Source organism: Corynebacterium gallinarum (genome assembly GCF_014837045.1).
In the GTDB taxonomy this organism is placed as follows: Bacteria; Actinomycetota; Actinomycetes; order Mycobacteriales; family Mycobacteriaceae; genus Corynebacterium; species Corynebacterium gallinarum.
Genome location: NZ_JACSPR010000001.1, coordinates 447,328 through 467,731 on the forward strand (window position 1 = coordinate 447,328; position 20,404 = coordinate 467,731).

Here is a 20,404-nt window from a genome sequence, read left to right on the forward strand (position 1 = left end):
TACCGAATGCGCCTTACAGCACCAAGAAGGAAGTGACTCTTAGATGTCAAACGTTGGAACGCCACGTACCGCACAGGAAATCCAGCAGGATTGGGACACCAACCCACGCTGGAACGGAATCACCCGCGACTACACCGCTGAGCAGGTTGCAGAGCTCCAGGGCAACGTCGTCGAGGAGCACACCCTCGCAAAGCGCGGCGCCGAGATCCTCTGGGATGCAGTTTCCGCAGAGGGCGACGACTACATCAACGCACTGGGCGCCCTCACCGGCAACCAGGCTGTCCAGCAGGTCCGCGCCGGTCTGAAGGCTGTCTACCTGTCCGGTTGGCAGGTCGCAGGTGACGCCAACCTCTCCGGTCACACCTACCCCGACCAGTCCCTCTACCCGGCAAACTCCGTCCCCAACGTTGTCCGCCGCATCAACAACGCTCTGCTGCGCGCCGACGAGATCTCCCGCGTCGAGGGTGACACCTCCGTGGAGAACTGGCTCGTTCCGATCGTCGCTGACGGTGAGGCCGGCTTCGGTGGCGCCCTCAACGTCTACGAGCTGCAGAAGGCCATGATCAACGCCGGTGCCGCCGGCACCCACTGGGAGGATCAGCTCGCCTCTGAGAAGAAGTGCGGCCACCTCGGTGGCAAGGTCCTCATCCCGACCCAGCAGCACATCCGCACCCTGAACTCCGCCCGCCTGGCATCTGACGTCGCCGACACCCCGACCGTCGTCATCGCCCGTACCGACGCAGAGGCCGCCACCCTGATCACCTCTGACGTTGATGAGCGCGACGTTCCCTTCATCACCGGCGAGCGCACCGCCGAGGGTTACTACCACGTCAAGCCGGGCCTGGAGCCCTGCATCGCACGTGCAAAGTCCTACGCTCCCTACGCAGACATGATCTGGATGGAGACCGGCACCCCTGACCTCGCACTGGCCAAGAAGTTCGCCGAGGGCGTCCGCAGCGAGTTCCCGGACCAGCTGCTGTCCTACAACTGCTCCCCGTCCTTCAACTGGTCCGCACACCTGGATGCAGATGAGATCGCCAAGTTCCAGAAGGAACTGGGCGCCATGGGCTTCAAGTTCCAGTTCATCACCCTGGCTGGTTTCCACTCCCTCAACTACGGCATGTTCGATCTGGCACACGGCTACGCCCGTGAAGGCATGACCGCCTTCGTCGACCTGCAGAACCGTGAGTTCAAGGCAGCTGAGGAGCGCGGCTTCACCGCCGTCAAGCACCAGCGTGAGGTTGGCGCCGGCTACTTCGACACCATCGCCACCACCGTTGACCCGAACTCCTCCACCACCGCGCTGAAGGGTTCCACCGAAGAGGGCCAGTTCCACTAGGAACCAGCTGATGCGGTGCCGTATGGCCTGACGGCACCGCTGCTCTGCACTCCAGTACTCCTTTTGTGCATCCCGGCCATCTCCACACCGCACGCCCCGCCACCTCCTCGCAGGCGGGGCGTGCGGTGTTTCCATGTCCCCAGGCTTGTCGACGCCTCCTCCGATGGCGCAGGTTGTCACTGTCAATCAGGAAAGCGGGACAGTGACCCCCACAGGGTTTCCTGCAGGATCTCCTGCGGCACCGGTTTCAGACCCCATGCCTCGACACCCACATCCACCTGGCCCCGCCCCGTCACGGGGAAGGTCGAGTGGAGATGACCGTGGATCAGATGGGGAACGGTGAGACGCAGATCGTCATAGCGCGAGGGCATGCCCACATGGTCCTGCCCGGGACGCGGGAAGTGACTCAGATAGACATCCTCGCCGTCCCACCTCATCTTCTGGAAGGCCTGGACGGAGTCAAAGACCTCAAGAAAGCGGCGTTGGCGTTTGTAGGCGTTGCGGAAGAGCGGGTGGCAGGAGTCGTGATTACCCGGAACCAGGTGCTTGGTGATGCCGGGGAGCTGTTCGTCGATAAGCATCAGCGCCTGCTCCTCGGCCTCCGACCGTCCGCTGGACAGGTCCCCGAGCACCCAGAGGGTGTCCCCCGGCCGCACGGCGGCCGTGAGGTTGCCGAGGACCACCTCATCATGCGCGTCCGTGGTGGGGAATCCGCGCAGCTCGGCGAGGAAGCGGTGCCCCAGGTGAAGGTCGGAGGTGAACCACGTCGTAACCATGTGGCCAGTTTAGCCATCTCGGTAACCGGCGTAGACACGCGAAGGGGCGGGGACACCATGATGGTGTCCCCGCCCACGTCGGTGTGGCGTATGTGTCTATGCAGCCATGCCGCCACGGTTGAGGGCGATGAAGTCCAGGAGGCCTCCGTCGACGGTCCCCGCCATGGTCTGGAGGGCGGCGGTGGCCTCCCTCTCGATGAAGATCTTGCTGAAGACCGTGATCTTCGCGTCACGGTTCGTGGCGATTGAATCGAGAACCCTGTCGACGAGATGAGGCTCGACGAGGCCGTCGAAGCGTGCATGCAGGTCCTCGCGGACGCTCCACAGCGGATCGGTCTTGATCGCGCGGAGTGCGGTGGTCTTGGTAGCCATTGTCGTAATCCTTTCTTCGTCCGAGGGGAGTTCACTTTCCAACCCCCGGCTGTTTACCTAACGTTAACTTTAGTTCATCTAAGAGCAATATACAAGAACCGAATATGAACTGTCGGCGAGTTTGGGGTGGACCATTTACCGCCTACCCCCTCCCTATTGGCCGTTCGAAAATAAACATTCAGATGGCTAGATAGACAAACATGCAGCTCAGGGCCCCTTTATGTGGGTGGGATGATGTGCTAATCACTAAAACAAAGTAAGGTGATCACCATCACCCCCGGGAATGAATATTACTGCCCTGACACGGGTTTCAACCCACTTCCCGGGAGTGGGACCTAAGCTGGCTGGCAATACGCCAGACAGATGGCCACGACCTTTTTAAGTGACAGGAGATGGTATGCACGCCTTCGAAACCACCATCGACCGCATCCGCCGGGAGCAGGACCCCTCCTCCCGCGGGCGGGTGGAGCAGTTCATCGTGGAGGTTGTGCGCAGTCTCCCCAACCTGACCACCAAGCAGGCGGCATCCCTGTCCATCCAGTTGCTGGAGGCCCTCCAGTTCGCGGACTCCTCGGGGAGCCCGTCGACAAGCTCCCCCGTCATGCAGGCACAGGACTTCAACGCGCTCGCAGAGATGGCCACCGACCTGGAGGTGCGCAGCGACTCGGAATGGCGCTCCTTCGGCTTCCATCCCGTGGAGTCCGCCCACCCACTCATGGTGGCCATCCCCCAGATCGAGATCTTCTACCTGCGCTCCGATGTCGCCTCGGAGGATCCGGAGGCCACCGCCCCCGACTTCCAGGAAAACCAGGCCCTGTGGCGCAACCGGCTGGGCTCGGCGACGGAGGACACCCTCATCTATAAGGAGTTCACCGGGCCGGGCAACGCGGAACGCGCGATCCAGATGCTGGGCAACCTGTGGAAGAACGGCATTGTGGTCACCCGCAACACCCGGAGCAAACTGGGCTTCTGCGATGTGGTGAACACGCCTGAGGCCGGGGATAAACCCTTCCCCCTCATGGATGAGAAGACCTGCTGGTACCACATCCAGATCTCGGAGGAACTCGGTGAGAACCAGGTTCCGGAGATCATCAGGTGCGTGGCGGAGATCTTCACCGGCTACCACCCGCAGTTCTGGGCCGGTGACCCCGTCCCCTCCGGCAAACTGCGCATCCAGGAGTCCGAGGCCGCCACCTACATCGCGCTCGCCCGACTCGGACTCCCCGACCGCACCGGCAACACCGCCTGGTCCAACAGCTACATCTCGACCCACCCGCTGTCACCGGCGTTCCGGTGGGATGTGGTGCTCGAGGCCTCACACCAGGTGGAGAACCTGCTGCGCGGCGACACGGTGGCGGTCACCGCCTTCGGGGATGAGAGCGCGGGCTGACCCTGGTTTTTCTCTCCTTATATATGAGGAAACACCCGGTTACCATCCCCAGATCGGCTGGCTGACGTTTTCATCAGCTGTTCATCCTGATCTCACGGGACGCTCACCTGATATACCTACCGTTCGTGTGTCCGACGAAAATATGGCCCCCGGGGTGCATGTCAACCTCCCAGGGGCGTGTTGTGAAAGTAGCGCGAACGTGACCAAGCGTCCCCTGATTGCCCTTACCATGGCCACGGCCATGGCATTTACCACCCTGACCTCCGTGTCCCCACTGCCCGCACTGGCCCAGCCTGCCGGCGCAACCTCCCCCGTTGTCATCAACGAGGTTGAATCCAACGGCGACGAGGTGAGTGACTGGTTTGAACTGGTCAACACCGGCAAGGTGGCCGTTGATATCTCCGGCTAGTCCTTCGTGGATGACGATCCCGACCACGCCCCGCAGGTGATTCCGGCCAACACCATCCTGCAGCCGGGTGATTACCTCTCCTTCTATACCGATGTCGACCCCGACAACGGTTTCGGTCTGGGCGGGAATGATTCCATCACGCTGTTCGATGCCGATGGCAACCAGGTCGATTTCACCGAGTGGTCCGGACACGCCGCCACCACCTGGGGCCGGATCCCGGACATGACCGGCCAGTTCGCAGTCACCGGGCAGCCCACCAGGAATGCCCCCAACACCGCTGCCACGGCGGAGGGTGCGCACCCGATCATCCTCAATGAGATCGAATCCAACGGTGATCCCGTCGGCGACTGGATCGAGCTGTACAACACCGACACCGTCAACTCCTACGACATCTCCGGATGGTCCTTCGTGGATGATGACCCGACCCACGCCCCGTACTACATCCCGGCGGGCACCATCGTGGAATCCGGTGGGTACATCTCCTTCTACACCGAGGACACCGGCGGTTTCGGCCTGGGTGGCAACGACTCCGTCACCCTCTTCGACGCCGACGGACGTATCGTCGACTCCTTCGGTTGGAATGGGCATGCCGAAACCACCTGGGGCCGCTTCACCGGACAGGACCCCGAGTGGGCTGTCACCGGTGAGTCCACCAGGAACGGCATCAACGTGCCTGCAGGTGAACGCGATGAGATCGCCACCACCCAGCTGCCGTTCCACACCATTCCGGTCACCGACCTCAAGCTCGGTGAGGCCTTTGTTGTAGAGGACATGTCGGGAGCGGATTTCGACACCAACGGTCGCGCCTGGGTGGTCAACAATGATGCGGGCGATATCTACGCCCTCGACCACGATGTGGACACCGACACCTACACCCCGGCCGGCCACTGGCAGGTCACCTACCCGGAGGGCACCGGTACCTCGGACGGCGAGGGCATTGCCGTCACCGCCGACGGTTCCATCTACCTGGCCACCGAGCGCAACAACGACAACAAGACCGCTTCCCGCCCGTCCGTCCTGCGTTTCGACGCACCGACCGGCACCTCCGGCTTGCTCACCGCCACCGACGAGTGGAACCTGTCTGAGTTCACCGGTGTCATCGGGGCGAACTCCGGTCTGGAAACCATCGTCCACCTGGAGGGCTCCATTTTCGCCGTCGGTGTCGAGGGCACCGGAGAGGTCATTGTCGTGGATCTCGGCGCCGAGGCCCCTGCCCACATCCAGACCTTCCAGTCTGAATTCCAGGGCGTCATGGCGATGGATTACAACGCCACCACCCGCCAGCTGCATGTCCTGTGCGATGAGGTCTGTGAGGGAGCCTCACAGTTCCTCACCTCGAACGGCACCGAGCTGGTGTCCACGGATGACAACATCTACGCCCGTCCCGCCAACCTGGGTAACTTCGCCAACGAGGGTTATGCCTCCTACACCGCCGATGGCGAGTGCATCGACGGTGTGAGAAACACCTACGTCAGCCACCTGTGGGCCGACGATTCCGTCTCCGAGGGCATCAGCCTGCGGTCCGCGCAGGAGATCGTGGACACGGTCGAATGCGAGACCGACGGGGCGCCGGTTGATGAGGACCGCGCACCTTCCGGTTCCGCGACCGGTTCCTCCACTGGTTCCGCCAGCGGTTTCGCCGCAGGAAGCGCCCTGGGCACATTGACCACCGGTGCGCTCGGCATCATGGGCATCTTCGGTGTCCTGGGAGGAATCCTCGAGCAGATCCTCGCTGCCTTTCCGACGCTGAAAGCCTACGTCCGCCTCTGATAGCACCCGCGGGCACAGCAAGAAGCCCCGGGCCTCCACGTGTAATCGTGGCCGCCCGGGGCTCTGCTCATTGTTATCTCTGCGGCGAGCTTAATGAAAATACTCAGGATGATGTCAGGAGAGGACGGTTCCCAGGATCGAGATCCTCACCAATAGGTGAACACGTGAACTTCTTATAATTCGGGGACAAGAATGATGCCAGAGCAAGATTCTGGGGAAAGACCCTGACATTTCTTAGGGTGAGAATTCTTAGAAACCCCTTGGTTTCCCCATCTCGGCTTACCAGCTAGGAGCGCCCTTGCTGTTCACTGCGTTGGCCGGCTCCCACAGTCCGCGGAAGACCACCATGTAGGCGCCGTTGGACTGCTGTGCGATGCCGATGCCGGCGTGGGTGATGCGTCTGTCCAGCAGGTTGTCATTGTGGGCGGGGGAGGTCTTCCAGACGGCCACAGCCTGATCGAGCGAGCCCGCGTAGGCGACATTCTCGAAGAAGTTCGTACCGGTGGGATGGGCCGGTCCGCGGCCCTGGTCGACGAGGTACTGGGCCCACTGAGCTGCACCGTTGGCGAATCCAGTGTCATAGGAGATGGCACCGATACCGTTCTCGGCGCGGTAGTCATTGATCAATCCGAAGACGTAGGCCTCATCGGAGGAGATGTGCACCGGCTCAGCGTAGGGGGCACCGGCGACAGGCTGTGCAACCTCCCTGATGACACTGGTACCCATTCCTGATGAGCTGAAGGCGTGTGCGGGGGCGATGACTGCACCCTGAATGGCGGTGGCGGCGATGAGGGTGGTCGCGGCAAAAGCTCCGAGCTTCTTGGCTGTGGAGTGGAACATGCTCTTCTCCTGTTCGGTTTATTTCCTGAGGATGTTTCCTTAACCAATTTAAGCCTAGTCTGAGTTTTGTATAAGTAAAAGCATAGTAAGTCTTATAGACTGTCTCGATCAAGCTAAGAAAAACATTTATCCAGGTAAAGCCATGTTTATTTGCCTCTTATATAGTTGTGAGATTATCGTCACATGTACTACCAATGCCTTCGAAGGTCGGCGATGGTGTCCATGACAAAACTGAGGCCGGGCCTCCCATACGGGAGGCCCGGCCTCAGTTGCTATTAAGTAACCCACCAGCGAGGCGGTGCGGTGCGGGCTATCCTGCGCTCACCAGACCCATGACGGTGGGCAGCCACATGGAGATCTGTGGAATGAACACCACCAGGAACAGCGCGATGAGGATCGCGCCCAAGAACGGCCACAGACGTCCGATAACCGTTTCCACGCGGAGGCCCGCCACCTGGGAACCCACGAAGAGCACATTGCCCACGGGTGGTGTGATGACACCGACCGACAGGTTCATCACGACCATGGCACCGAAATGCACCGGATCCACGCCCAGTTCCGTCACCACCGGCAGGAAGATCGGCACGAAGATGAGGATCGCCGGGGTCGGGTCCATGACCGTGCCGATCAGCATGAGGATGACCATCATGATGAACAGGATGACCACCTTCGAGTCGGACACCGCCAGCAGCGCCTCGGAGATCATCTGAGGGATGCGGGCGAACGCCATGACCCAGGACAGTGCCGAGGACACCGCGATCAGCATCATCACGATCGAGGTGGTTCGGGTGGCCTTGAGCAGGATATCGGGCAGATCCCGCACACTGATGGCCCGGTAGGCGAAACCGAGGACGAGGCAGTAAACCACCGCGATGGCGGCGGATTCGGTCGGGGTGAACCAACCGAGGAGGATGCCGCCGACAACGATGAAGATCATCAGGAGGGAGGGAACGGCACGCCAGATGATCCGCATCGCCTGGGCGAAGCTTGGATGATCAACGGCCCGCTGGTAGTTTTCCCTCCGTGCCAGCAGCGTGCCCACGATCGCCACGGCCAGCAGCCACAGCAGACCCGGTCCGACACCGGCCATGAACAGTGCGGCGATCGAGGTGGAGGACACCAGGGAGTAGACGATGAAGGTGTTGGACGGCGGGATGAGCATCCCGGCCGGGGCGGAGGCGACGTTGACTGCGGCCGAATACGGCCGGGAGTAGCCCTCCTCCCGCATCCGTGGGGTCATGACGGTACCCACGGCCGAGGCTGCGGCGACGGCCGCACCGGAGACCGCACCGAACATGCCGTTGGCGGCGATGTTGGTGTTGGCCAGTGACGCGGGCATGCGACCGACCAGAACCTTGGCGGCGTCGATAAGCCTGGTGGCGATGCCACCGGAGTTCATCAGGGATCCTGCCAGCACGAAGAAGGGGATGGCCAGGAGGGTGAAGGAGTTGGTGCCGGTGAACATGCGCTGGGTGACCGCCTGGGCGGCATTCTCCGGGCCGAGCACGGCCATGGCCGCGAACAGTGACGGCAGGCCGATGGCGATGGCCACCGGCACGGAGGCGATGATGAGGACCACGATGCCGATCAGGAGGATCAGGGCGGCCACAAGTGCTGGGGACAGCATCAGGAGTCCCTCCTCTCAGGGGAGACGGCATCAGGGTGGGCGGGGTCGTGCCCTGCGAGTTGGTCCATGTGGATGGGTTCCTCCCCCTCGTCGATCACCGGATAGGCGGGCTCGCGACCGGTGGCCACGGCGATGAGATCCACCACCGCGAAGGAGGCGATGAACACACCGGCGATCGGGATGATCACATAGACCCATCCCAGGGTCAGTGGCAGCGCCGTCATCTGCTGGTTCCAGGCGATGGAGGCGGCGAGGTAGCCACCCCAGATCATGGCGAGCACCGCGAAGACGATGATGACGATCTGCACGATGACTTGCAGTATCCGCTGGGCGGAGACGGGAAGCTTGCGGGCGATGAAGTCGACGGCGATATGTCCACGTTCGCCGAAGAGAAATGCGGAACCGGTGAAGGCGAGCCACACGAACAGGATCTTGGACAATTCCTCCGACCAGGTGGAGGGACTGTGGAGCACCTGGCGGGTGAACACCTGCCACACGGTCACGCACACCAGCACGGCGAAGAGGATGACACTGACCACGCCGAGGACTCTGGTGAGGGTGGCTTTCAGCGCGGTCATGGTGTTTCCTCCCCGGTGTCGGCGGCACGCACGGCCTCGAAGAGGTCACGCTGGAAGTCGCTGGTGAGGAATTCATCGCGGAGGGGGGCGAGCGCCTCGGCGAAGGCCTGTTCATCGACCTGGACGAATTCCACCCCGGCGGCCTCGGCACGCTCGAAGGCAGCCTCGGTCTGGGTGTTCCACAGACCGGTGTGTTCGATCATCGCAGCATCCCATTCCTCCAGGAAGAGCTCCCGGTCAGTCGCCTCCATGGCCTCGAGCAGATCGTGGCGCATGACCATGTAGTCGAGCCCGACGAGGTGTTCGGTGTTGCTGTGGAAGGGCGCCACCTCGTGGTGGTTCTGGGTGACGTAACTGACCTCGTTGTTCTCCGCGCCGTCAAGGACACCGGACTGCATGGCGGTATAGACCTCGCCATAGGACAATGGTGTGGCGGAGCCACCCATGAGCTCGATCATGCGGATGTGCATGGCCGATTCCTGGACGCGGACCTTCTTCCCGGACAGGTCGGCGGGGGTCACCACTGCCCCATCGGTGGTGTAGAGATTGCGGGTGCCCTGGGTGAAACCGCCGATGACCGAGATGTTGTCAGACTCCGCCAGGGACTGGAATAGCGGTTCCATGAGGTCCTGGTCGCGGATGACAGTCATCTGGTGGTCGATGGAGCTGAAGGTGGTGGGCATGTTGAGAACCTGGAAGTCCTTGTTCATGTTCTCCAGCTGCGTGCCGGACACGATGGCCATCTCGATGGCACCGGATTTCACGAACTGGAGGACCTCCTGCTGGGAGCCGAGTTGTTCATTCGGGAACACCTCGATCTTCCAGCGGCCGTCGGTGGCCTCCTCGAAACGGCTCGAGAGGTTCTCCAGGGCAATGTAACTGGGGTGGGTCTCAGCCTGGTTCAGGGCCAGTTTGATGTAGGTGGTTTTTCCCTCATCACCAACTGACTCCAGATCAAGACCACCGAGATCTGCGCAGGACGACAGTCCGAGGCTGGCTATCACCAGCAGGCTGGCCACTGCGGGAGCGCGGGTTCGCATAGGGGCTTCTCCAAATCGTTCGGGGATGTTGGGGAGAAGACCGGGAGGTGCACACCGAATCGATCATGATGATCAACCATGTCCCTGTCCCGCCACAACATATGACCGCATGGACCAATGGCTCTACTTGCCACGTCAACCACACCGTGACGTGCACAGATGCAGATATGGAATGACCATTGATTAGAGAGAGGTTAACAGAGGGGAAACTGAATTAATACAGCCCCCACCCCAATTCAGGGTTAGATGTGATCATTCGGCGCGCCGTTGTTGTCCGGATGCTTGTCGACGAACCGCGCAGAATGCACCGGCGGAAACACAAAAGCTTCCCGACATTTCCCGTGCGTGAGCACGGGCGTCGAGAAGCTCTTGAGGTGTTCTACGGGTGCTACCCCTCGTCGGTGGACAGCGCTGCGACGAAGGCCTCCTGTGGAACCTCCACGGAACCGATGTTCTTCATGCGCTTCTTACCGGCCTTCTGCTTCTCCAGGAGCTTGCGCTTACGGGAGATGTCACCGCCGTAGCACTTGGCCAGAACGTCCTTGCGCAGCGCGCGGATATTCTCACGGGCGATGATCCGGGAGCCCACGGCCGCCTGGATCGGCACCTCGAACTGCTGGCGGGGAATCAGCGACTTCAGCTTCACCGTCATCTTGTTGCCGTACCACTGTGCATTGTCACGGTGGACGATCGCGGAGAACGCATCCACCGGCTCACCCTGCAGCAGGATATCCACCTTGACCAGATCGGCTTCCTGCTCACCGGCCTCCTCGTAGTTGAGTGAGGCGTAACCCTTGGTGCGGGATTTGAGCATGTCGAAGAAATCGAAGATGATCTCACCGAACGGCATGGTGTACCGCAGCTCCACGCGGTCCTCGGACAGGTAGTCCATGCCACCCATCTGACCACGCTTGGTCTGGCACAGCTCCATTGTCGGGCCGACGAATTCACTCGGCACAATGATGGTGACCTTGACGATCGGCTCATAGATCTCATTGAGTTTGCCACCCGGCCAGTCGGACGGGTTGTGCACGCGGTGTTCCTGGCCGGATTCATCGACCACCCGGTAGTTCACCGACGGGGCCGTGGAGATCAGGTCCAGGTCGAATTCACGCTCCAGGCGGTCGCGGGTGATCTCCATGTGCAGCAGGCCCAGGAAGCCACAGCGGAAACCGAAGCCCAGAGCCACGGAGGTCTCCGGCTCATAGGTCAGGGAGGCATCGTTGAGCTGCAGCTTCTCCAGTGCATCACGCAGGTCGGGGAAATCCGCCTGGGAGACCGGGAACAGACCGGAGTACACCATCGGGGTCGGCTCCTGGTAACCCTGGAGCGGTTCCTCTGCACCGTTGTGCGCCCAGGTGACGGTGTCACCGACCTTGGACTGACGGACATCCTTGACACCCGTGATCAGGTAACCCACCTCGCCGGGACCCAGACCGTCACACTTCTTCGGGGTCGGGCTGACGATGCCGATCTCCAGCAGTTCATGGGTGGTGCCGGTGGACATCATCTTGATCTTCTGACGAGGGGTGAGCCTGCCCTCCATCACACGGATGTAGGTCACCACACCGCGGTAGGTGTCATAGACGGAATCGAAGATCATGGCGCGGGCCGGGGCGTCGGCAGCGGGGCCGGGCGAGGGGGACGGGATGAGCTCCACGACCTTGTCCAGCAGCTCCGGGACACCCACACCGGTCTTGCCGGAGACACGGAGGACATCCTCCGGTTCACAACCGATGATGTTGGCGATCTCCAGGGCGTACTTGTCCGGATCAGCGGCCGGCAGGTCGATCTTGTTGAGGACGGGGATGATCTCGAGATCATTCTCCATGGCCAGGTACAGGTTGGCCAGGGTCTGGGCCTCAATGCCCTGGGCGGCATCCACCAGCAGGATCGCACCCTCACAGGCCTCGAGCGCGCGGGAGACCTCATAGGTGAAGTCGACGTGACCGGGGGTGTCGATCATCTGCATGACGATCTCCTGACCCTCGTACTCACCGGTGCGGGGGATCCAGGGCAGGCGGACGTTCTGCGCCTTGATGGTGATACCGCGCTCACGCTCGATATCCATGTTGTCCAGGTACTGCGCACGCATGTCACGTGCATCCACCACATTCGAGAGCTGGAGGATGCGGTCGGCGAGCGTCGACTTTCCGTGGTCAATGTGGGCGATGATGCAGAAGTTACGAATCTTGGATGGATCCGTAAAGGTCTTTTCTGCAAATTTCTCTGCCATATGCGTCAGGGGTCCCTTCGATTAAATAACGTTCCATACTCTACCTGAGGGTTGGCCTGCTGTTAAACAACGTCTGAACAACTCCAGAATACGCCCCATCCTGCGAAAACAGAGGCCCGTGGCGGGATGCGGAGTGAGGTGGGGTGAAAAAAACCGACCCTACCGGCAATCACACAAAACCACCCCCGTGTGATGTAACACATACGACGCCCTTGCGATATTTCTTCTGAAATCCCACAATGGGTGGCGGGGTTTGGCAGTTTGTTATATATTGCTCAACCTCCCCGAGCACAGGTACAAAGATCAGGTGACATATGAGCTCCCCGCGCGCACGCGATTCCGACGGCGATGATCCCCGGGATGGTGAGCCTGGCCTGCTCACACGCCTCTTCCGGTTCATCCTGCACCCGCAGAAGACCAAGGTGGACGAGAGCCTGGCGATCATCCGTGACGGACTGGGCATCGAGGAGAACCGCGACCCGTCCGCGGAGACGGAACTCACCACTCTGATCGGCCCCCAGGCGGCGCCCATCCAGACGGAGATCAATGTCCTGCCCACGGAATCCATGGCCCGGGCCTTGTTCTACGCCCCGGACATGGATGGTCAGGCCGATCCCGGTGAGGTGGTCTGGATCTGGGCCCCCACGGACGGGCCCGGCTCCCCTCCCCGCGAACGCGCCATGGTGGTCGTCGGACGCACCCGCACCACCATCCTGGGGCTGTTGATCTCCTCCAACCCCGAACACCGGGGCGATGACGACTGGATTGATATCGGCGCTGGAGGGTGGGACACCCGCGGACGCCAGAGCTGGGTCAGGCTCGATCGCATCCTCGAGGTGTCCGAGTTGGGTATCCGCCGCCAGGGTGTGGTGCTCCCGCGGGGTCGTTTCGAACGGATCGCCAACCGCCTGCGCAATGAATTCAGCTGGGCCTGACGCCCCAGGACAACCGACGCCGTCGTTTTTTGTAGTTTTACCACCTGCGGTGATAGCCTTTTAGGCTGTTGTCCATTTCCGGAACAACACGTGCATGCATGCGGGCAGGACCTTGGGTTCGCAGCTGGACGTGTCGAATATCCCCTGTATCAGGTGGATGTGGGAGAAGGGTCCGGACCTGGGTTTGTACACAACTTTAATCAGAAAGTTCAAGAGGTAGTCCGATGGCAAACATCAAGTCTCAGATCAAGCGTAACAAGACCAACGAGAAGGCTCGCCTGCGCAACCAGGCTGTCCGCTCCGCAGTCCGCACCGAGATCCGTAAGTTCCACACTGCAATCGACGGTGGCGACAAGGCTGCAGCTGAGACCCAGCTGCGCGTGGCCTCCCGTGCACTGGACAAGGCTGTCACCAAGGGTGTCTTCCACCGCAACAACGCGGCCAACAAGAAGTCCTCCCTGGCACGTGCGCTCAACAAGCTCGGCTAATTCAAGCCAGGCAGTCAACAACCCAGACCGGTGTCTCTTCACCGGTCTGGGTTTTTGTTTATGCCCATCGGTTGCATTCCGAGGTTGAGATCGAACAGGTGCCTGCGGTCCGGCATCCTGTTGCGATGGACGCAGTCATGATTCGGGTGTGAATAACGTGGCTTGGCGGAGCACATGGTGCCGTTGGGCATGTGTCGCACCACAGCTCATATGAGCATCCGTTTGACCCTACCCGGATAGTCAGATTTGCCTTATCAGACAGTTAGCTTGAACCGAATGAGAAACCAGACGAGCCGGAGGAACCAGTGCCCGGGTCGGTGACGTTGTAGGTACCCGGTCGACCGTCCACGCATGCCTGAAGCATGGGGATATGAGGTGCCTGGGAAGCAATCACGGCCTTTTCAGAGTTCCGGAGCACGGCATTACCCCTGACAGACCACGTGCCCCTTTCACGTGGGCCCCAGTACTGATAACCGGGCGCCTCGCGAATCAGTCTGGCCGCCTCAGTTCTGGTGAGAGTGACGGTCCGCGCCCCCTCCGACAGTGCCGCATAGCGCGCGTCGACATCCCGCACCCACAGGGCCCGGTCCAGGAGGTCATAGGCCTCACCGGCGTTGAAACCGGCAGCCACAGCCGCAGCTTCAATACGGGCGTTGACCGCATTGTCGTTGAGGCCGTTGTCGAGCGCCAGGTTGATATCAGCTGCGGCCCCGGGCAGGAGCCTCTTCAGCTCTGCAACGATGGCCTGCCCTGCAGCAGCTTCGCTCCTCAACGAAGCCTTCAACTCATTCTCGCTGTAGGTGATGGTGCACTTGTCTCCAGCTACGGTTAGCTGCGCGGCATTGGCGACAGGCGTGGCGATAATGCCTGCAGCAAGGGCTGCGACGATTCCGGTGGTGAGCGCCAAGACACGGATTTTCATGGGGACTCCCTTGTGGTGTAGGTCACGTTCCTGGGTCGGATTGTACTCAACCCTCGCCCATGGCGGGGCGGGTCGCAACACCAGATCTCCGGTGTCCCCTGAAGGTGGGGTCAACCATTGCGCATCCCGACGAGGCGATAGGGCGACGTCGTCCGACGGTTGTCACCCGATCCGGGCCCGGGAAGCTTGAGAACACCCACTGGCCATACCCGGTGATCACGGGTCTCGCGCTCACCCCAGGAGCAGCTGGGACGTCCCCTCGTAGAGAAGGGTGAGACCAACGGCGATGAACACCACCGCGGCGACCCCGTCGAACACCGGACCGGCCCGCAGCACCGCCTTGCGGATCCGCTCGGTGGAAACGATCACGCACATGAGGCTGAACACGACCCAGGTCTGCACCACGATCGCGATGATGATCGTCAGGGCGACCGCCAGTGACGGGTTCGCCGGCATCAACGGGGCGAGGATCGCCGCGAAGTACATGATCACCTTGGGGTTGGACAGGTTGGTGGCCACCCCCTGCCGGTAGGCCTGCCCCGGGGTGCCCAGCGCGGCGACCGCATCGGGAATGGGGCGGGTGGCGGAATTGAAGCGGAAGGCTCGTGCGTCGAGAAGCTCCCTGACCGCTCCCCGACCCATCCGGTACCCCATCCAGGTCAGGTAGGCACCGCCGATGAGCTGGATGACGCTGAGGATGTCGGGGTAGGTGGTCAGCAGGGTGGCCGCACCCACCACCGTGAGGGTCACCCAGACGGTGAGGCCGGTGACGATACCGGTCACGCCCATGATGGCGTGGATCCGCGACCGGGTGGCCAGGCGCAGGAGAAAGAAGGTGTCGGGACCCGGGGACAGACTGCCCACGATGTTGAGCAGAATCAGGGTTCCCAGTGCAGCCCAGTCCACCGGGCTATGACTCGAAGCGGGCTACGAGATCCTCACGGCCGAACATCCGGGCGGTGTCGATGGCGTTGGGGGTGCCCCAGGTCGGATCGGCACCGGCGGCCAGGAGGCGGTCGATGATCTCATCTTCCTTCTTGAAGATCGCCCCGGCCAGCGGGGACTGCTGGCGGTTGTTGAGCTTGTTCACATTGGCGCGGTGCTTGATCAGCACATCCAGCACATCGAGGTTGCCGGCATAGGCGGCGAGCATGACCAAGGAGTTGCCGTCCTGGTTGCTCAGGTTAGGATCCAGTCCGTTCTGGAGGTAGGCATCCAGTGCCTGGGATGCTTCCTCGCCGCCCTCGCGGGCATAGCCGAACAGGCGGTTGACCAGTTCCTGGACATCATCGGGCAGTTGTGATTCCGTCATGGAAGGACATCCTACTCTGCGACGCGGAGGCCGGTGGAGCGGGCATGAGTCGGCGTCGATAAGCACCCCGCGCGCTACCCGCCTACTTGCGCGCCAGCTCGGCGACTCGGCGCACGGCGAACTCGATGGCGAACTCCGGATCGCCGCCCTGCCCCTTGACCGCGGCATCGAGTTCAGCCATGAGGATGACCGCCTCGCTGACGGCCTCCCCGGACCAGGTGCGGGCCTGTTTGGCCACCTTCTCCACCACGAACGGTGGCACGCCGAGGACACCCGCCAGTCGCCCGGAGTCGATCCGCCCGCGGGTGGAGTACAGCCGGGCGATCTGTCCCACCTTCATGCTCAGGGCGGCGGACAGGGCTGCCGGTTTCACCCCGAGTTGGAGTGCCCGGCGCGTGCTGGCCACCGCCTTGGACACCTGCCCCGCACACGCCAAATCCGCCACGTCGAACCCGGACACCTCGGCCACGCCCCGGTAGTAGGTGCGGATCTTCTCCACGGTGACATTGCCGTCGGTATCGGCCACCAGCTGGGCCACCGCGGAGGCGAGTTCACGCAGGTCGGAGCCGACCCCCTCCAGGAGTGCGTGGACCACATCGGGGGTGACCTTCGCCCCGTGGGTGCGGAACTCCTGCATCACCCAGGCGGGTAGTTCGCGGTCTTTGAGTTTCGCCGCCTCGTGCACCACGGCGATCTTCTTCAGTTTGGGCACCATCTGTTTGGTGCGACCCCCACCGGAGTGGATGATGATCATGTGGATACCCGGTGCGGGATCCACCGCGGCCTTGAGCACCAGGTTCGCCGGTTCCTGGCCGGCCTGGTCCATGTGGGTGAGCACCACGACGCGGTCCTCACCGAACAGTGACGGTGACAGCAGATCCAGAAGCTCACCCTCGGAGACCTCCCCGGCGCGCATCATCGTCACCGGCAGGGCCTCCCCCTCCGGTGATGCCTCCCTGATCTGGGTGGTGATGCTCAGGCGTGCGCGTTCGGCCAGGTATTCATCATCCCCGATGATGAGATGAACCAGTGGTACAGGTGGGGTCAATGCTGGGGTCACGGGATCCATCGTGCCACACCTCATCTTTAGAATCGGCCGTCGGCTGCGTGCTGGGAACCGTCGGTGTGCAGGGTCACCTCCCCGTCGCGGTTGGGGTACATCACCGGTATCCCCTCCCGGGTGGCGGTGGGCCGGTCGGCGGGTGTCCCGTCCGGATCGGTGACGATGATCAACCCCGTACCCGGGGGTACGGTCCCCGGGAGCTTGTCGACGACCACGTACCCGACGTCCACCGGGTCCACCCGGGGTGGCAGGCGGCCACCGTACCAGTGGGATACCAGCAGCACGGTGAACAGCGCCGCCATCACCGCGGCCAGGCCGCGGTGGATACCCACGATGATCCAGCAGCAGGCGGTAAGCACCCACAGTGTGCCCAGCAGCCCCCCACCGGTGCCGACGGTGGAAATGGGCAGCTCCTGGCAGACGGACCCGACCTGGTGGATCCACCAGGTGAACGGTTCGCAGATCCTTAAGGCCAGCATCTCCAGGCCACCGGGGGCCAGGGTGAGGAGGACCGCGACCAGTCCCACCACCGTCACCGGGGCGACCGCCGGGGCCACCAGAACATTGGCCAGCACCGCCACGATGGACACCTGACCCGCCATCACCGCGATGACCGGCATGGTCACCACATCGGCTGCCACCGCCACCGCCACCGCACGCACCAGGATGTCCGGCCACCCGGTTCGGGCCAGGGCCCGGTAGAGCAGCGGAAAGAGCATGACGATGCCGGCGGTGGCCACCACCGACAAGATGAACCCGTACTGCACCGCCAGGTCCGGGTCCCACAGCAGCAGGCCGATCACCGCCAGGCACAGACCGTGGACCGGTTCCATGCGTCGGGAATTCACCACCGCCAGCAGGCCCACCATCCCGGTCACCGCGGCCCGCAGCACGCTGGGTTCGGTGCCCACGAGGGACACGAACACCACCAGTGCGAAGGCGGCACCCGCCAGTTGGATGCGGGGACCGATGGTGAGTAACGCCAGCACCACCATCACCGAGGTCGTGGTGATGGAGACATTCGACCCGCTGACCGCGGACAGGTGCGATAACCCGGTGTCGATGTAGGTCTGTTCCTCGACCGTGTCCTGCAGGCGGGTGTCCCCCAGCACCATGCCGGGCAGTAATCCCTGGGAGGAGGGCCCGACCGTGGCCAGCACCGATTCCTGGAACGCATCCCGGACCTGGTTGACCCAACCGGCGTATCCGGTGGCCTCCCCGACCACCTCCAGGTGATCCGCGGTGACGAGCACCGTGCCCACGCCTGGCCGGTCACTGTCCTTGAGGTGGCCTTCCACCACCACCTGCGCGGAATGCGGTACCTCATGGTCCCCGTGCAGCAGGACCGGAACCAGGGCGGGGTACCCCTCCACCTCCAGTCGGAGGATCGCCAGGTCCCCCTCCAGTTGTTTGAACGATCCCACCGTCCCGGTCAGCGGGTCGGGGAAAACAAACCGCTCGGCCTGACCGACCCGCATCCGGGCCACCACCGTGGTCGCCATCCCCACCGCCGCCGTGGTCACCGCCTGGCCGGATTGTCTGAGGATCAACGCCACCACAGCCACGGCCCCCACCAGCACCATTGCCACCACCATCCCCCGGGTAAGGATCACCGAGAACACCACCACCCAGGCCAGCAGGGCTGCAGGCAACAGCCGCAGTTCCCTCACAGGGTCACTGCCCCGGAGATCTGCGCGAATTTCGACGGCCCGATCCCCTTGACCTCCAGCAGGTCATCGACTGCGGAGAACCCACCAGTGGCCTCCCGGTGCTGGATGATCGCCTGGGCCGTCTTCTCCCCCACCCCGGGCAGCGTCTGTAACTCCGCGGCGGTGGCACTGTTCAGCGAGATCACACCACCCGCCTCCGTCCCACCACCGGTCATACCTGCCGTCCCGGGTGTTCCGCCCGGGCCCTGCACACCGAGGCCTCCCGCTGCGGCAGGTGGGTCCATCCCCTGAACCACCACCACGATCTGCACCCCGTCCTCCAGCACCTGCGCCAGGTTGAGGGTGGTCAGTTCAGCATCGGGAAGGGCACCCGCGGCGGCGAGGGCGTCGGCAACCCGGGCACCGGAGGGCAGGGTCACCAGGCCCGGGCGGGAGACGTGCCCGATCACCGACACCACAATCCCCGCATCCGCCTCGGAGGCAGTGGTCGTGATCGAGGGTTGTGCCAGGGCGGTCACCGTCACCGGGTCCGGGGTGTCGTCCTGCAACAGGAACACCCCTCCCATCCCGACCGCGGCGATGCCCGCCACGATGGCGGCATGACGTAGGGAGATGGTGAATCTGGGTGTGGGGTACTCCACGTCCAACAGATCCTCCGTCCCCGTCGGGCGGGTCAGGTCCTTCAACCTGGCTGCGATATCAGGTTTCATAACCGCTGACGCTAAGGCGGCCGTCCCCGGTGGACAAGCAGCGGGGTGCCCCGCCTGTGGATAACAATCACCCCACAGCCCGTGCTGTGGATAAGTGCTGTGGTTGCTCCCCCACCCCCTGCGGAACTTCGTAGACTGGCGGGCACCACCCACGTCATGACGAAGAGCACCAGAAGATCCCCCGGTCCCCTGCACCGGGGTCCGACACGAAGGAGCACATCATGAAAACCACACCATTGTTCACCAGGACCCTGCCACGGGCAGTGATCGCCACCCTGGCAGCCACCGGACTGCTCACCCTCAGTGCGTGTGCCTCTGAGGAGGACGCGCAGACCAGCGAGACGACCACGGAGATCACCACCGAGACAACCTCGGCCACCGCCACAACCACCACCACCGGAGGGGATGCCGGAGCGGACGCCGGGTCAGAACCCGACCTGACCGCCACCGTCACCACCGCCGAAGGCACCGAGGTTGGCACCGCGGAATTCCGGGAGCAGGATGGGGCGGTAAGCATCACCGTCGGGTTCAGCGACATGGAACCCGGTTTCTACGGCCTGCACATCCATCAGATAGGAGTGTGTGAAACCGACAGCACCGCCCCCGACAACCCGGACAAGACAGGTGCGTTCCTGTCCGCCGGAAGCCACCTGGGGGCCGGGGAGTCAGATCACCCGGATCATCCCGGTGATCTCCCGCAGCTGCTGGTGAAGACTGACGGTTCCGCCGCCATGACCATGGAAACCGACCGGTTCACCCTGGCGGACCTGGAGGATGAGGACGGTTCCGCCGTGATGATCCATTCCGACCCGGACAACTTCGCGAACATCCCGGAGCGCTACGCCCCCGATGGTGCGGATGAGGACACCCTGGGTGCCGGTGATGCCGGCAGCCGACTGGCCTGCGGCGTCATCGGATAAACCGCGC

20 protein-coding genes are annotated in these 20,404 nt (G+C 62.8%); 7 read left to right on the forward strand and 13 right to left on the reverse strand.

What is annotated here, in order from left to right; genetic code table 11:
* Positions 1-43 precede the first annotated feature (43 nt).
* Positions 44-1,339 carry an isocitrate lyase gene (gene aceA, locus H9627_RS01945; RefSeq protein ID WP_191732331.1) on the forward strand — a complete coding sequence of 432 codons (1,296 nt, stop codon included), beginning with the start codon at positions 44-46 and terminating at the stop codon, positions 1,337-1,339.
* A gap of 182 nt (positions 1,340-1,521) precedes the next feature.
* Here aceA and H9627_RS01950 read toward each other — a convergent pair whose 3' ends face one another.
* Together H9627_RS01950 and H9627_RS01955 are read right to left on the reverse strand one after the other, a co-directional pair.
* Positions 1,522-2,115, reverse strand: coding sequence for a metallophosphoesterase (locus tag H9627_RS01950; protein WP_191732332.1), 594 nt, complete (start codon positions 2,113-2,115; stop codon positions 1,522-1,524).
* Positions 2,116-2,211: 96 nt separating this feature from the next.
* The gene (locus H9627_RS01955; protein WP_191732333.1) at positions 2,212-2,487 is read right to left on the reverse strand and encodes a three-helix bundle dimerization domain-containing protein; all 276 of its coding nucleotides are present in this window, start codon (positions 2,485-2,487) and stop codon (positions 2,212-2,214) included.
* A 397-nt stretch (positions 2,488-2,884) separates the two neighbouring features.
* Between H9627_RS01955 and H9627_RS01960 the strand changes: the two genes are divergently transcribed.
* From H9627_RS01960 to H9627_RS01965, 3 genes are all read left to right on the forward strand, one after another.
* On the forward strand, positions 2,885-3,877 hold the full coding sequence (locus H9627_RS01960; RefSeq protein ID WP_191732334.1) for a hypothetical protein: 993 nt from the start codon (positions 2,885-2,887) through the stop codon (positions 3,875-3,877).
* Positions 3,878-4,076: 199 nt separating this feature from the next.
* A complete protein-coding gene (locus tag H9627_RS14150) occupies positions 4,077-4,286 on the forward strand; it encodes a lamin tail domain-containing protein (RefSeq protein WP_225213353.1) in 210 nt (69 codons plus the stop codon).
* A gap of 6 nt (positions 4,287-4,292) precedes the next feature.
* Positions 4,293-6,056 (forward strand): lamin tail domain-containing protein, encoded by a 1,764-nt coding sequence (locus H9627_RS01965; protein ID WP_318247739.1) that lies wholly within the window; start codon positions 4,293-4,295, stop codon positions 6,054-6,056.
* 279 nt (positions 6,057-6,335) lie between these two features.
* On the opposite strand, the gene H9627_RS01970 is transcribed toward H9627_RS01965, so the two are convergent.
* The 5 genes from H9627_RS01970 to lepA form a co-directional block, all read right to left on the reverse strand.
* Positions 6,336-6,896: a CAP domain-containing protein gene (locus tag H9627_RS01970; protein ID WP_191732335.1), complete on the reverse strand. Its 561-nt coding sequence runs from the start codon at positions 6,894-6,896 to the stop codon at positions 6,336-6,338.
* Between the two features lie 310 nt (positions 6,897-7,206).
* Positions 7,207-8,523 (reverse strand): TRAP transporter large permease, encoded by a 1,317-nt coding sequence (locus tag H9627_RS01975; RefSeq protein WP_191732336.1) that lies wholly within the window; start codon positions 8,521-8,523, stop codon positions 7,207-7,209.
* A complete protein-coding gene (locus tag H9627_RS01980; protein WP_191732337.1) occupies positions 8,523-9,101 on the reverse strand; it encodes a TRAP transporter small permease in 579 nt (192 codons plus the stop codon). The genes H9627_RS01975 and H9627_RS01980 overlap by 1 nt, the downstream gene beginning before the upstream one ends.
* Complete coding sequence (locus H9627_RS01985; protein WP_191732338.1) at positions 9,098-10,141, reverse strand: TRAP transporter substrate-binding protein; 1,044 nt, start codon at positions 10,139-10,141, stop codon at positions 9,098-9,100. Before H9627_RS01985 ends, H9627_RS01980 begins: the two co-directional genes overlap by 4 nt.
* Positions 10,142-10,529: 388 nt before the next feature.
* Positions 10,530-12,377 (reverse strand): translation elongation factor 4, encoded by a 1,848-nt coding sequence (lepA, locus tag H9627_RS01990; protein ID WP_191732339.1) that lies wholly within the window; start codon positions 12,375-12,377, stop codon positions 10,530-10,532.
* 314 nt (positions 12,378-12,691) lie between these two features.
* On the opposite strand from lepA, the gene H9627_RS01995 reads away from it, so the two are divergent.
* Positions 12,692-13,312, forward strand: a complete 621-nt coding sequence (locus H9627_RS01995) for a type II toxin-antitoxin system PemK/MazF family toxin (protein WP_191732340.1) — start codon at positions 12,692-12,694, stop codon at positions 13,310-13,312.
* Between the two features lie 224 nt (positions 13,313-13,536).
* A complete protein-coding gene (gene rpsT, locus H9627_RS02000) occupies positions 13,537-13,800 on the forward strand; it encodes a 30S ribosomal protein S20 (RefSeq protein WP_191732341.1) in 264 nt (87 codons plus the stop codon).
* A gap of 262 nt (positions 13,801-14,062) precedes the next feature.
* On the opposite strand, the gene H9627_RS02005 is transcribed toward rpsT, so the two are convergent.
* The 6 genes from H9627_RS02005 to H9627_RS02030 all read right to left on the reverse strand — a co-directional run bounded on the left by H9627_RS02005 (position 14,063) and on the right by H9627_RS02030 (position 19,477).
* Positions 14,063-14,722: a hypothetical protein gene (locus H9627_RS02005; RefSeq protein WP_191732342.1), complete on the reverse strand. Its 660-nt coding sequence runs from the start codon at positions 14,720-14,722 to the stop codon at positions 14,063-14,065.
* 231 nt (positions 14,723-14,953) lie between these two features.
* Positions 14,954-15,628, reverse strand: coding sequence for a LysE family translocator (locus H9627_RS02010; protein ID WP_191732343.1), 675 nt, complete (start codon positions 15,626-15,628; stop codon positions 14,954-14,956).
* A 4-nt stretch (positions 15,629-15,632) separates the two neighbouring features.
* Entirely contained in the window at positions 15,633-16,034 is a 402-nt protein-coding gene (locus H9627_RS02015; RefSeq protein ID WP_191732344.1) for an ankyrin repeat domain-containing protein, read from the reverse strand.
* Positions 16,035-16,116: 82 nt separating this feature from the next.
* Entirely contained in the window at positions 16,117-17,103 is a 987-nt protein-coding gene (gene holA / locus H9627_RS02020) for a DNA polymerase III subunit delta (RefSeq protein ID WP_191732345.1), read from the reverse strand.
* 17 nt (positions 17,104-17,120) lie between these two features.
* Entirely contained in the window at positions 17,121-18,767 is a 1,647-nt protein-coding gene (locus tag H9627_RS02025; protein ID WP_191732346.1) for a ComEC/Rec2 family competence protein, read from the reverse strand.
* Positions 18,764-19,477, reverse strand: a complete 714-nt coding sequence (locus tag H9627_RS02030) for a ComEA family DNA-binding protein (protein ID WP_191732347.1) — start codon at positions 19,475-19,477, stop codon at positions 18,764-18,766. Before H9627_RS02030 ends, H9627_RS02025 begins: the two co-directional genes overlap by 4 nt.
* Before the next feature lie 221 nt (positions 19,478-19,698).
* On the opposite strand from H9627_RS02030, the gene H9627_RS02035 reads away from it, so the two are divergent.
* A complete protein-coding gene (locus H9627_RS02035; protein ID WP_191732348.1) occupies positions 19,699-20,397 on the forward strand; it encodes a superoxide dismutase family protein in 699 nt (232 codons plus the stop codon).
* Positions 20,398-20,404 lie beyond the last annotated feature (7 nt).